Source organism: Kribbella orskensis (assembly GCF_004342085.1).
GTDB lineage: Bacteria > Actinomycetota > Actinomycetes > Propionibacteriales > Kribbellaceae > Kribbella > Kribbella orskensis.
Genome location: NZ_SLWM01000046.1, coordinates 14,489 through 27,061 on the forward strand (window position 1 = coordinate 14,489; position 12,573 = coordinate 27,061).

11 protein-coding genes are annotated in these 12,573 nt (G+C 69.2%); 9 read left to right on the forward strand and 2 right to left on the reverse strand.

The features are described from left to right. Window positions 1-37: 37 nt before the first annotated feature. Entirely contained in the window at window positions 38-187 is a 150-nt protein-coding gene (locus EV644_RS45030; RefSeq protein ID WP_158293113.1) for a hypothetical protein, read from the reverse strand. Window positions 188-360: 173 nt separating this feature from the next. Between EV644_RS45030 and EV644_RS43235 the strand changes: the two genes are divergently transcribed. Both EV644_RS43235 and EV644_RS43240 read left to right on the forward strand, forming a co-directional pair. Further along, a complete protein-coding gene (locus EV644_RS43235; RefSeq protein ID WP_132197505.1) occupies window positions 361-1,413 on the forward strand; it encodes a sialidase family protein in 1,053 nt (350 codons plus the stop codon). Window positions 1,414-1,417: 4 nt separating this feature from the next. Next, window positions 1,418-1,984 (forward strand): phosphoribosyltransferase family protein, encoded by a 567-nt coding sequence (locus tag EV644_RS43240; protein ID WP_241999449.1) that lies wholly within the window; start codon window positions 1,418-1,420, stop codon window positions 1,982-1,984. A gap of 140 nt (window positions 1,985-2,124) precedes the next feature. Here EV644_RS43240 and EV644_RS43245 read toward each other — a convergent pair whose 3' ends face one another. After that, window positions 2,125-2,595 (reverse strand): GNAT family N-acetyltransferase, encoded by a 471-nt coding sequence (locus EV644_RS43245; RefSeq protein ID WP_132197507.1) that lies wholly within the window; start codon window positions 2,593-2,595, stop codon window positions 2,125-2,127. A gap of 243 nt (window positions 2,596-2,838) precedes the next feature. Here EV644_RS43245 and dnaK point away from each other — a divergent pair, with 243 nt between their 5' ends. The 7 genes from dnaK (at window position 2,839) to clpB (ending at window position 12,355) form a co-directional block, all read left to right on the forward strand. Continuing rightward, entirely contained in the window at window positions 2,839-4,713 is a 1,875-nt protein-coding gene (dnaK, locus tag EV644_RS43250; protein WP_132197509.1) for a molecular chaperone DnaK, read from the forward strand. After that, on the forward strand, window positions 4,710-5,396 hold the full coding sequence (grpE, locus tag EV644_RS43255; RefSeq protein WP_132197511.1) for a nucleotide exchange factor GrpE: 687 nt from the start codon (window positions 4,710-4,712) through the stop codon (window positions 5,394-5,396). Before dnaK ends, grpE begins: the two co-directional genes overlap by 4 nt. A 29-nt stretch (window positions 5,397-5,425) precedes the next feature. Continuing rightward, entirely contained in the window at window positions 5,426-6,598 is a 1,173-nt protein-coding gene (gene dnaJ, locus EV644_RS43260) for a molecular chaperone DnaJ (protein WP_132197513.1), read from the forward strand. After that, the gene (locus EV644_RS43265) at window positions 6,598-7,056 is read left to right on the forward strand and encodes a heat shock protein transcriptional repressor HspR (protein WP_132197515.1); all 459 of its coding nucleotides are present in this window, start codon (window positions 6,598-6,600) and stop codon (window positions 7,054-7,056) included. Before dnaJ ends, EV644_RS43265 begins: the two co-directional genes overlap by 1 nt. 403 nt (window positions 7,057-7,459) lie before the next feature. Beyond that, window positions 7,460-7,981 (forward strand): AAA family ATPase, encoded by a 522-nt coding sequence (locus EV644_RS43270; protein ID WP_132197517.1) that lies wholly within the window; start codon window positions 7,460-7,462, stop codon window positions 7,979-7,981. Between the two features lie 51 nt (window positions 7,982-8,032). Further along, on the forward strand, window positions 8,033-8,569 hold the full coding sequence (locus EV644_RS43275) for a GNAT family N-acetyltransferase (protein ID WP_132197519.1): 537 nt from the start codon (window positions 8,033-8,035) through the stop codon (window positions 8,567-8,569). Between the two features lie 1,203 nt (window positions 8,570-9,772). Beyond that, window positions 9,773-12,355, forward strand: coding sequence for an ATP-dependent chaperone ClpB (gene clpB, locus EV644_RS43280; RefSeq protein ID WP_132197521.1), 2,583 nt, complete (start codon window positions 9,773-9,775; stop codon window positions 12,353-12,355). Window positions 12,356-12,573: the final 218 nt, after the last annotated feature.

A 12,573-nucleotide genomic window follows, 5' to 3' on the forward strand; every position in this document is an offset into this window, starting at 1 on the left:
CCGCCTCAGCCCGGCACGGCCCGCCTGGCGATCCCGCTCAAGGCGTCCATTGATGGCCTGGCGGTCCGGCTGGCAATGGCCGGACCTCCACCGCGCAGCGGACGGTCGCGACGACCCACTCCGGCGCGTTGCTAGGTGGCGGCAAGGCGTACACGCCCTTGGCGATGCGCCGGAGAAGCTCGGCCACGTTGACCACCTCCCGATGGTCGCGCATCTCGGCCGGCGACGTCGGCCGTCGTCCACAGCCGGACCTCCGGGCCATCAATGGCGCCCTCGTTCGCACGGCCCACGCCTCGCGATCCGCCCCGTGGGGTCCCGTCGGGTCGTTTGATGGCGTGGGGGTCCGGCTAACTTAAACCCATGACTCATATGGTCGTCGCCCAAGCTGCCCCAGGCCACGTCGCGTACTTCCCCAGTGCTGTGCTGCTGGCGGACGGACGGGTGCTTGTTGCCTGGCGGGAAGGTGAGGGGCACGTTCGGAGTGGTGGGCGGCTGGTGATGGCCGAGAGCTCGGACGGCGGGGAGAGCTGGTCGGAGCCTCGGGTGGTGGTGGATGGGCGCTGGGACGACCGGGATCCGATGGTGGTGCAGTTGCGGGGTGGGGACGTGCTGCTGAGCTGGTTCCAGATCGACTGGGGTGTGCGGCCGTACGAGTGCCCGGGGGTGCTCGTCGCGCGGTCGGAGGACGGCGGTACGACGTGGGGTGACCCGGTGGTGGTCGAGTCGCGGATGGTCGCGGAGACTGACGAGGAGTGGCACGGGTTCCGGGCGGGGCATGTCGTCGCGCACGGGCAGATCCTCGAGCTGCCGGACGGGGATCTCCTCGCGCCGATCTATGGGGTCTTTCCGGGGGACGCGTGTCACTCGGCGAGCGTGGTGCGGTCGACCGACGGTGGTCGCACCTGGCCCGCCGCCGGGGAGATCGTGCTCGGGCGGAAGCCGGACCGCGAGTACCTCGAACCGGTGCTGACGTTGCTCCCCGGCGGTCAGGTGGTGGCGTTGCTCCGGACCGACGACGAGGCCGAGCTGGTCCGCTCCGACGACAACGGGTTCACCTGGACCGACCCCGAGCCGTCCGGCCTGCACGCGTCTTCGTCGGACACTCTGACCTTGTCCGACGGCGCAGTACTGGTTGCCTATGGCGACGTGTCCGGGCAGTTCAACCCGGGCCGGCCGACGGTGGCGACGGTGGTCGCGGACCCCCTCGGGCGGTGGGACCAGGACCCGCGGTACGTCGTACTGGATGCGGGCCAGGACACCCTCGACCAGGCGAATCCGGCCGTGGTGGAGCTGCCGGGGGATCGCCTGCTGATCATCAGCTACGACATCTTCACCCGCGAGATCGTGGGCGAGGTAGTGCCCCGCGAGCAGCTAAATACCGTGCGCGGAACGACGGTTGGGCGTCACCCTTAGTGGTATGTCCAGGGTGGCGGTGCAGCGGGTCGACGGGGACTTCCGTCGACGGCTGAGTGCTGCCTTCAGGTGGCGGATGGACCGGGGCCAGTGGCGCGGCCTGGCTGACCTCACCGGCTGGTGGCGGGACGCGGACCTGCTCGGCGAACTCGGTCCGGCGCTGGCAGCCCTGTACGACGAAAAGCCGACCGTGGTGCTCGGACCGGTATCGCGCGGCGCCCTTCTGGGGGCGCTGACGGCTGCGTCGCTGGGAGTCGGGTTCGTGGAGGTCCGCAAGGATCAGGGGCCGTCGACCGACAGCGATCGCTGGGTGAAGCGGACCACGGCGCCGGACTACCAGGACCGGCACATCGTCTTCGGATTCCGCCGCGGGCTGGTCAACGCGGGAGACCGGGTGCTGATGGTGGACGACTGGGCGGACACCGGCGCGACGGCTCGGGCGGTCCGGGAGTTGGTCGACGACTGCGGCGCCCGGTGGATCGGCGCCGCCTGCATCGTCGACGGCCTCACCGACCCCCGCTTCCGCCACGAACTCCCCGTCCGCGCCCTCCTCGACGTCCGCGCGCTGTAATTACCGCGGTACGCCGAGCCGGCGACAGCCCGCAGTACGCCGGACCAGCGACGCCGACCACGGAACGAGTGCGCCGGGCCGGCGTCCCGCAGTACAGGTGCGGCCGGTACGGCGTGCCGCGGTGCGGGTGCGGAGCGTGCCTAGTCGGCCAGTTCCTTGGAGAGCATGGCGCTGGTGGTGCCGTCGGGGCGGCGGAGCTTGCCGACCTCGACGAAGCCGCGGCCGGCGTGGAAGGCCAGGGAGGCGTCGTCGGGCGGGTCCGACTGGACCCGGCAGACCAGCCGGTCGAAGGGCTTGGCGGCGCGTTCCACCGCCCGGTAGACCGAGGTCGCGACACCCTGGCGGCGGTACGGCTCGGCGACCACGATCCGGTCCAGGTGCAGGAACCGGTTGTTGTAGGTCGAGACGAACCACTGGAAGTCGAGGCTGTCATGGGCGGAGCCGGGCGCGAAGGTGAGGACGAAGGCAGCGACGTCGCCCTCGATCTCCACCACGGCGGCGTGAGCGGCGATCAGGCGGAGCCAGTCCAGCCGGTCGGGACCCAGCGGATCCGTCTGCTCGACGGCAGCGGCGTTCAGGGCGAGCACGGCCGGTTCGTCGGCTGACGTCATGGGGCGGAGTTTCACGAGCACACCATCCCACGTGGGGCACCTTCCGCGGCAGGGGTCTGGCCAGGGCTTGACCGGACCCTGCCCGGAAAACCCGACCCCGGGGTTGGGAATGACCCGGGGGTGGGGCAATGTTGAGCCAGGTGTACTCAAGTCTGAGGTTCCGGTGTCGGGACCGATTTGAATCCGGACCCCCGGAACGGCAACATTGAGTCTGCATCACTCAACTTCGTGGAGGTAACGCACATGGCCCGCGCGGTCGGAATCGATCTCGGTACGACGAACTCCGTCATCGCCGTACTGGAAGGTGGCGAGCCCACCGTCATCCCCAACGCCGAGGGAGCGCGTACGACGCCCTCGGTGGTGGCCTTCGCCAAGAACGGCGAGGTCCTGGTCGGCGAGGTGGCGAAGCGGCAGGCCACCACGAACGTCGACCGGACGATCCGGTCCATCAAGCGCCACATGGGCGAAGACTGGACCACCACGATCGACGGCAAGAAGTTCACCGCCCAGCAGATCAGCGCGTTCGTGCTGCAGAAGCTGAAGCGGGACGCCGAGGCGTACCTCGGGGAGCAGGTCACGGACGCGGTCATCACCGTGCCGGCCTACTTCTCCGACGCGCAGCGCCAGGCGACCAAGGAGGCCGGCGAGATCGCCGGTCTGAACGTGCACCGGATCGTCAACGAGCCCACCGCGGCGGCGCTGGCGTACGGCCTGGACAAGGGCACCGAGCAGACCATCCTGGTCTTCGACCTCGGTGGCGGCACCTTCGACGTGTCGCTGCTGGAGATCGGCGACGGCGTCTTCGAGGTGAAGGCGACCAGCGGTGACAACCACCTCGGTGGTGACGACTGGGACCAGCGGATCGTCAACTGGCTGGTGACCCAGTTCAAGAACAAGAACGGCACCGACCTGTCCGGCGACAAGATGGCCATGCAGCGTCTGCAGGAGGCCGCGGAGAAGGCGAAGATCGAGCTGTCCAGCGCCGCTGAGACCTCGATCCACCTGCCCTACCTGAGCCTGACCGACTCCGGTCCGCTGCACCTGGAGGAGAAGCTCTCCCGGGCCGAGTTCCAGAAGCTCACCAACGACCTGCTCGAGCGCGCCCGCGCGCCGTTCAAGGCCGTCATCAAGGACGCCGGCATCGACGTGTCGAAGATCGACCACGTCATCCTCGTCGGTGGTTCCACCCGGATGCCCGCCGTGGCCGAGCTGGTCAAGGAGCTGACCGGTGGCAAGGACCCGAACAAGGGTGTCAACCCGGACGAGGTCGTCGCCGTCGGAGCCTCCCTGCAGGCCGGTGTGCTGAAGGGTGAGGTCAAGGACGTCCTGCTGCTCGACGTGACCCCGCTGAGCCTGGGCATCGAGACCAAGGGTGGCGTCTTCACCAAGATCATCGAGCGCAACACCACGATCCCGACCAAGGGCTCGGAGATCTTCACCACGGCCGAGGACAACCAGCCGTCGGTGATGATCCAGGTCTACCAGGGCGAGCGTGAGATGGCCCGCGACAACAAGTCGCTCGGCAACTTCGAGCTGACCGGCCTGCCGCCGGCGCCGCGCAACGTGCCGCAGATCGAGGTCACCTTCGACATCGACGCGAACGGCATCGTGCACGTGAACGCCAAGGACCTGGCCACCGGCAAGGAGCAGCGGATGACGGTCACGGGTGGCTCCGCGCTGCCGAAGACCGACATCGACCAGATGGTCCGCGACGCCGAGCAGTACGCCGAGGAGGACCGCATCCGCCGCGAGGCCGTCGAGTCCCGCAACCAGGCGGAGGGGCTGGTCTACCAGACCGAGAAGTTCCTGCAGGAGAACGAGGACAAGGTCCCCGACGACGTCAAGACCGAGGTCAAGGACGGCGTCGCGGAGCTGAAGAAGGCCCTCGAGGGTGAGGACGCCGACGTGATCAAGACCGCGTCGGAGAAGCTCGCCCAGTCCAGCCAGAAGATGGGCGCCGCGATGTACGCGAACGCCCAGGCGGCCGGCACCTCCGACGAGAGCGCCTCTTCCTCCTCCGACGAGAGCGGTTCGAGCAACTCCGAGGACGACGTGGTCGACGCGGAGATCGTGGACGAGGACCGCCCGCAGGACACCAAGGCTGAGGACACCAAGTGACCGATCGTTCCAACGACCCCGGCAGCGAGTTCGGGGACGGCGAGCCCGTCGTCCGCGACAAGCGCCGGATCGATCCGGAGACCGGCAACCTGCGGGAGCCTTCCCAGGCTCCCGCGGGTGGGGCCCAGCCGGGCATGCCCGGTACGCCGGGCGCCCAGCCGCCGCGTGACCCTTCCGACCTGATCGGGCCCTCGGCCCAGGAGGCCCTGTTGACCGAGGCGCTCGCCGAGCGTACGGCGGACCTGCAGCGGTTGCAGGCGGAGTACGTGAACTACAAGCGCCGGGTGGACCGGGACCGGGAGGCGAACCGCGAGGTCGTCATCGGTTCCGTGCTGACCGAGTTGCTGCAGACGCTGGACGACATCGGCCGGGCCCGCGAGGCGGGTGAGCTCGAGGGCGCCTTCAAGGCGGTCGCCGAGTCGGTCGAGCGCGTCACCGAGAAGCTCGGACTGGTGAAGTACGGCGAGGTGGGCGACCACTTCGACCCGCGGATCCACGAGGCGCTGCTGCACAACTACTCCGACGAGGTGGACGGCCCGACCGCCACCCTGGTGATGCAGCCGGGCTACCGCCTCGGCGAGCGGATCCTGCGGGCGGCGCGGGTCGCCGTGTCCGAGCCGACCGAGCAGCTCCCGGCCGAGACGACCGGAGAAGCTGACCAGGCTGACAAGCCAACGGAGTAAGGGATTCCCCCCGAGGAGGTGAGGCGTCGATGAGTACGAAAGACTGGTTGGAGAAGGACTTCTACAAGGTTCTCGGCGTCTCCAAGACGGCTGAGGCCGATGAGATCAAGAAGGCCTACCGCAAGCTGGCGCGCAAGTACCACCCGGACTCCAACTCCGGGGACGCGTCCGCCGAGGCCAAGTTCAAGGAGGTCTCCGAGGCGTACGACGTCGTCGGGGACGCCAAGAAGCGCAAGGAGTACGACGAGGCCCGCCGGCTGTTCGGCAGTGGTGGCTTCCGGATGCCGGGCGGTGGCGCCCAGGGCGGTGGACAAGGGTTCGGCTTCGACGTCGGCGACCTGTTCAACCGGTCGGGCTCGACCGGCGGCGGTGGACTCGGCGACATCCTGGGCGGCATGTTCGGCGGTGGTGGCCGCACCACGACCACCACCTCGACGGCCCGTCCGCGGCGCGGCGCCGACATCGAGACCGAGGCGACGATCGAGTTCGCCGAGGCCGTGAACGGTGTCACCGTCGGGCTCCGGATGACCAGTGACGAGCCCTGCAAGACCTGCCGCGGGACCGGCGCGAAGTACGGCACGGTGCCGAAGGTCTGCCTCAAGTGCGAAGGCACGGGCATGCAGACCTCGGTCCAGGGTGGCGTCTTCGCGATGACCGAGCCCTGCACCGAGTGCAAGGGGCGCGGCCTGGTCGTGGACCAGCCGTGCGAGACCTGCCACGGCTCCGGCCGCGGCCAGTCGAGCAAGACCATGCAGGTCCGCATCCCCGCGGGCGTGCAGGACGGCCAGCGGATCCGGCTGAAGGGTAAGGGTGCGGCCGGTGAACGAGGTGGCCCCGCGGGCGATCTCTACGTCACCGTGCACGTGAAGTCGCACCGGATCTTCGGCCGGCAGGGCGAGCACCTGACGCTGGCGGTCCCGGTGAGCTTCACCGAGGCCGCGCTCGGCGCCGAGATCAAGGTGCCGACCCTGGACGGTCTGCCCGTCACGGTCCGGATCCCCGCCGGTACTGCGAACGGCAGCAAGCTGCGTGTTCGTGGCAAGGGATCGGTGCGCCGCGACGGCACCAAGGGCGACCTGCTGCTCACCATCGAGGTGCAGGTGCCGCACGAGTTGAGCGACGAGCAGCGGACCAAGCTGCAGGAGTTCTCCTCGGCCTCGGCCCAGCCCGACTTGCGCGCCGGGTTGTTCGGGAGTTCCTGATGGGCCTCCCGTTCAGCCAGGTGCCGACCTGGGACGACCGCACCCCGATCTACGTGATCTCGGTGGCGGCCCAGTTGGCCGGTATGCATCCGCAGACCCTGCGGCAGTACGACCGGCTCGGCCTGGTCACGCCCAGCCGGGCGAGTGGCCGCGGCCGGCGGTACTCGGCGTACGACGTGGCGAAGCTGAGGTACGTCCAGCACCTGTCGCAGGAGGAGGGCGTCAACCTCGCGGGCATCCGGCACGTCCTGGAGCTCCAGTCGGAGGTCGAGGACCTGCGCAAGCGGGTGAACCAGTTGCTCGCCGAGGTGCAGCGCGGGGTCGGCGTATCCCGGCAGCACACCCAGCGGTCCCGGGTGTTCTCGGCCGGGCCGGCGGGTGACGTGATCGCGATGGGCCGGCAGCAGACCACCACCCGGTGGATCCGCACCCAGCCCCTCGAGCTCGGACCGCGCTGACCTTCTCCGAAGGTGAGCCCGGAATGCTGACCTTCCCCGGAAGGTGAGCGCGGTACGCCGGTCTTCCCCGGAAGGCCGGCGTACCGAAAGCCTCCGGAAGCTTCCATCCCCCCGAAGTTTCCGGTTCCCCCGGAAGTTCCCCACCCCCCACGGGGACTCCGGGCCCCGGAGGCGCCTGTTCTCAGGCGCCGACCGGGCTCCTGGTGGTGCCTTCCCCCAAGGTGCCGCCAGGCCGCCGGAGGGACCTGGATGCCAGGTCCCTCCGGTTCCGGAGGCATGTCCCCCACGTGTCTCCGGCCGAGCCCTCGGACCCCATCCCCTCGGGTCCGGGGGCTCCCTGCTGCCCACCCTTCGCCCAGAAACGCTTTGTGACACAGGTGGTGCGGGGCGCATCATCGGTCGGGTGCAAACACCTGCTCTCGTGCTCTCGGGCCCACCCGGGGTCGGCAAGACCTCCGTCGGCTGGCGAGTCTTCGACCGCTGTACGGACCTCGGGCAGCACCCCGCGTTCGCGGACCTCGACCTGCTCGGCGCCGCCTGGCCCGCGCCCGACGACGACCCGCACCATTCGCGGTTGAAGGCGGCCAACCTGGCGGCAGTGTGGTCGAACTACCGCCAGGCCGGCAGCCGCCGCCTCATCGTCGCGGGTGTCGTCGAGAACCTGGACGAGCGGCGGCAACTGGAGCAGGCCACGGGAGGATCCGTCGTGATCTGCCGGCTCGACGCCCCGGACACCGAACTCGCACAACGCATTCACGGCCGCGCCCGCGAGAGTGGCGCCGACCTGGCCAACCTCGTCGCCCGCGCGTCCGAACTGTCCGCCCAGCTGGTCGCTGACGACGTCAGCGACTACTCGGTCGGCACAGCCGGTCGCACCATCGACGAAGTCGCCGCCGACGTCCTCGCGCGCGGGCCCTTCGCCTAGTTGTCATCCGGACGGGGTTGCCCCTTGGGTGTCGCCGCCTACCCTGGCGATGTGACGCTCAATCTGCAGACTGACCGGCTGTTGATCCGGGATTGGGAAGAAGAGGACGCCAAGGCCGCACTGGAGATCTACGGATCGGCCGACGTCGCGCAGTGGCTGTCGCCCGCCATCGACCAGGTCACGGACGCGGCGACGATGCGCGTCATCCTGCGGGCCTGGATCGAGGCCCAGCCGAACCTCGTCGTCCCGGCCGGCCGCTGGGCCGTGGTCCGCCAGGAGGACAACGAAGTGGTCGGCGGCCTGCTCATCCGGCTCCTCCCTCCGTACGAGGAGGACCTGGAGATCGGCTGGCAGCTCAGGCCCTCCGCCTGGGGCAACGGGTACGCCACCGAGGCCAGCCGAGGCCTGATGAAGTGGGCGTTCAAGGAGGGCTCGATCGACGAACTCTTCGCCGTCGCCCGCCCGCACAACAAACGCGCGATCGCCACTGCCACCCGCCTGGGCATGACCTGGGTAGGCGAAACCGACAAGTACTACGACCTCAACCTGCAGGTCTACCGCCTCCGAGCCGCAGACTTCAAACCCTGATCGCTTAGAGCATGCCCTCGGCAACAGTATTGCCAATCGCCTAGCCAGGCTCGGTCTCTTGCCGGAGGCCGGGCCGTTCGTCAGCTTCAGTCCGAGTACCTCGCACCACGCGGCACCTCGCACCACACCCCCAACCAACACCGGGCGCGACGTGTCCGCCGGTGTGGCGAGCGCGACGCGTTCCGCTGGGGAGGTAAGCGCGCGTGTTCCGTCGGGGCTGCATGGGGCGCCGTTGGTTCCGCGGGCTCCGCTGCGTGATGGTGCTAGTCGTGCTGGGGTGCGTCAAGAGTGCCTTCGGCGTCCCTTCGGGATCGAGCAAGCTCTTGGCCCATCCCATCCCGACCAGGGATGGAACGCAGCTACGCGGATCCCGCGCACAGGGTCCGAGCCGGGTCGGGTGGAGTTTCAAGGGTCAGCGTGTACCGAGCGACAGCCAGTACCGCCCCGCTCCCCGAGGCCCCAGGCGCGGGCGGCCCGCCGAGGTGGTCCGCGCAGCGACCACCTCCTGTCCTTCGGTACGGCCCGGCTGCCGAGTCTGCCGATTGCCCGCTACCCCGGACGGCTCGGTTCTCCCATCCCTGCGCTTCCCGGGTCCGCGCGGCTGGCGTCCGTACCGGCAGACCCTCTGAGAGGTCAACCCCGGAGGGTGGGGTTCCCCTCTCGGATTCCGAGCGGGCAACCCCTGCGGTTGAGGGGTTGACCCCTCAGAGGGGGCGATCTGCTGCCCGGGTGGGGGCCGCGGGTTGGCGGTTCGCCGCGGGGTTACCTGCCGTTGTTGTGGGTTGCCCCCTCGGAGGCTGGTTGGGTAACCCACACCAGCAGTGGGTAACCATCGCGAAAATGAGTGCGCGGTGCAGGCACGGCGTGCGGCTGGGTGGGTGGTGGCGCAATGTGGCGGGGCGCGGCTGGCGGGTTCGGTGGTCACTGGCGGCTTGTAGGGCGCCAGCGGGCGGACGACCCGCCAGCGGGCACCACGCCGACTGCATGGGGTCGGTGTCGGTGTGGTTGTGGAGACTTGAGGGACAGGCTATTTCGCGTCCGAGGTCCCAGCTGGGTGTCCGAGGTCCCACTTTGTGCACCGGGTGAGAGCCAGGTCATCCCTGAGTTATCCCCAGGTTTTCTGAGAGTTGAGTGGAATGGACTCAACTCTGGATAAGTTGTCTCTAGTAGGACTTGTCATGAACTGGAAAGGCTGGAGACCAGATGGATGTTCAGCGGTTGACGACGCTGGCCCGGGAAACCCTGTCGGTCGCGATCCGTCAGACCTCCGCGGCGGGCAACCCGACCGTGGAACCGATTCACCTGTTGTCGGCGCTGCTCGCGCAGCCCGAGGGGACCACTGTCGGTCTGCTCGAGGCGGCCGGCGCGGACGTCGACGCAGTACGCCGCCGTACCGCGGAGCAGCTGAGCAGGCTGCCGAAGACGAGTGGTGGCAGTGTGCAGGCGCCGAGCCTGTCGCCGAAGACCAGCGACGTGCTGAATCAGGCCGAGCAGCGGGCCCTCGGGCTCGGGGACGAGTTCGTCTCCACCGAGCACCTGCTGATCTCGCTCGCCACCGTCGAGGGCAACGCCAAGAGCGCGCTGGACGTGACACCGGAGGCGCTGCTGCAGGCGTTCGACGCGATGCGCGGCAACCGGCGGATCACCTCGCCGGAGGCTGAGGGCACCACCAAGACGCTGGAGAAGTACGGCGTCGACCTGACCGAGCGCGCCCGCGACGGCAAGCTCGACCCGGTGATCGGCCGTGACTCCGAGATCCGCCGCGTGGTCCAGGTGCTGTCGCGCCGGACGAAGAACAACCCGGTCCTGATCGGTGAGCCCGGCGTCGGCAAGACCGCCGTCGTCGAGGGACTCGCGCAGCGGATCGTGGCCGGCGACGTGCCGGAGTCACTGCGGGGCCGCCGGCTGATCAGCCTCGACCTGGGCGCGATGGTCGCCGGTGCGAAGTACCGCGGTGAGTTCGAGGAGCGGCTGAAGGCCGTGCTGACCGAGATCAAGGAATCCGACGGCCAGATCATCACCTTCATCGACGAGCTGCACACCGTCGTCGGCGCGGGTGCGTCCGGCGAGGGTGCGATGGACGCCGGCAACATGCTGAAGCCGATGCTGGCCCGCGGTGAGTTGCGGATGATCGGCGCCACCACGCTCGACGAGTACCGGACCCGGATCGAGAAGGACCCGGCGCTGGAGCGACGCTTCCAGCAGGTCTTCGTCGGTGAGCCGAGCGTCGAGGACTCGATCGCGATCCTGCGCGGCCTGAAGGAGCGTTACGAGGCGCACCACAAGGTCGCCATCTCCGACAGTGCGCTGGTCGCCGCCGCCACCCTGTCCAACCGCTACATCACCGGCCGCCAGCTGCCCGACAAGGCGATCGACCTGGTCGACGAGGCCGCTTCCCGGCTGCGGATGGAGATCGACTCCTCCCCGGTCGAGATCGACTCGCTGCGGCGGACGGTCGACCGGCTGAAGATGGAGGAGCTCGCGCTGTCGCGCGAGGAGGACGCCTCCAGTCAGGAGCGGCTGGAGCGGCTGCGCGCCGACCTCGCCGACCGCGAGGAGGAGTTGCGCGCGCTCGAAGCCCGCTGGGAGAAGGAGAAGTCCGGCCTGAACCGGATCGGTGAGGTCAAGGAGCGGATCGACGAGCTCCGCGGCCAGGCCGAGCGGGCCCAGCGCGAAGGCGACTTCGAGACCGCCTCGAAGATCCTGTACGGCGACATCCCCGAGCTGACCAAGGAGCTGGAAGAGGCTTCCGCCGAGCCCGAGGTCATCGACGGCCCGGACGCGATGGTCAACGAGGAGGTCGGGCCCACCGAGATCGCCGAGGTGATCGCGATGTGGACCGGCATCCCGACCGGCCGGCTGCTCGAGGGCGAGACCGGCAAGCTGCTCCGGATGGAGGACGAGCTGGGCAGGCGGCTGATCGGCCAGCGTGAGGCGGTCAAGGCCGTCAGCGACGCCGTACGCCGGGCCCGCGCGGGTATCTCCGACCCGGACCGGCCGACCGGGAGCTTCCTGTTCCTCGGCCCGACCGGTGTCGGCAAGACCGAGCTCGCCAAGGCGCTCGCGGACTTCCTGTTCGACGACGAGCGGGCGATGGTCCGGATCGACATGTCGGAGTACGGCGAGAAGCACAGCGTCTCGCGACTCGTCGGCGCACCCCCCGGCTATGTCGGCTACGAGGAGGGTGGTCAGCTGACCGAAGCGGTCCGCCGCCGCCCGTACTCCGTGATCCTGCTGGACGAGGTCGAGAAGGCGCACCCCGAGGTCTTCGACATCCTCCTGCAGGTGCTCGACGACGGTCGCCTGACCGACGGCCAGGGGCGCACGGTCGACTTCCGCAACGTCATCCTGGTGCTGACCAGCAACCTGGGTTCGGCGTACCTGGCGGACATGTCGATCGACGACTCCGCCAAGCGCGACCAGGTGATGAACGTGGTTCGCCAGGCCTTCAAGCCGGAGTTCATCAACCGGCTCGACGAGATCGTCCTGTTCGACGCCCTGGGCAACGAGGAGCTGACCAAGATCGTCGGCCTCCAGATCGGCGCGCTGCAGCGCCGGCTGGGTGACCGCCGCATCACCCTGGACGTCGGCGAGGACGCGATGGAGTGGCTGGCGATGACCGGCTACGACCCGGTGTACGGCGCCCGCCCGCTCCGCCGCCTGGTCCAGTCCGCCATCGGCGACGAACTAGCCCGAGGCCTCCTTTCGGGCGAGATCCGCGACGGCGAGACCGTCCACGTCCGCATCAACGAGGCCAAGGACGCACTGGACGTAACCGCCGCCTGACGTCACCCCAACGGCCGGCCCCGGATCCCCCGATCCGGAGCCGGCCGTTGTGCTGCCAGGACCCTTGCGGTCGCACTGGAGAAGGCTGCGAGGACTCTCAGGGTTCTTCCCGATGGCCGCCCGGCTCTTAGCCTGGATCCGTGGACGCGTTGCTGATCCGTCGGCGGGTCAGATAGTGGGAGTGCCTTCTGGGCAAGGAGAATCGGGATTGTCTAGGT

Coding starts and splice junctions, on each gene's coding strand:
- EV644_RS43235 (WP_132197505.1), top strand. CDS start 361: ATGACTCATATGGTCGTCGCCCAAGCTGCCCCAGGCCACGTCGCGTAC.
- EV644_RS43240 (WP_241999449.1), top strand. CDS start 1,418: ATGTCCAGGGTGGCGGTGCAGCGGGTCGACGGGGACTTCCGTCGACGG.
- EV644_RS43245 (WP_132197507.1), bottom strand. CDS start 2,595: ATGACGTCAGCCGACGAACCGGCCGTGCTCGCCCTGAACGCCGCTGCC.
- dnaK (WP_132197509.1), top strand. CDS start 2,839: ATGGCCCGCGCGGTCGGAATCGATCTCGGTACGACGAACTCCGTCATC.
- dnaJ (WP_132197513.1), top strand. CDS start 5,426: ATGAGTACGAAAGACTGGTTGGAGAAGGACTTCTACAAGGTTCTCGGC.
- EV644_RS43265 (WP_132197515.1), top strand. CDS start 6,598: ATGGGCCTCCCGTTCAGCCAGGTGCCGACCTGGGACGACCGCACCCCG.
- clpB (WP_132197521.1), top strand. CDS start 9,773: ATGGATGTTCAGCGGTTGACGACGCTGGCCCGGGAAACCCTGTCGGTC.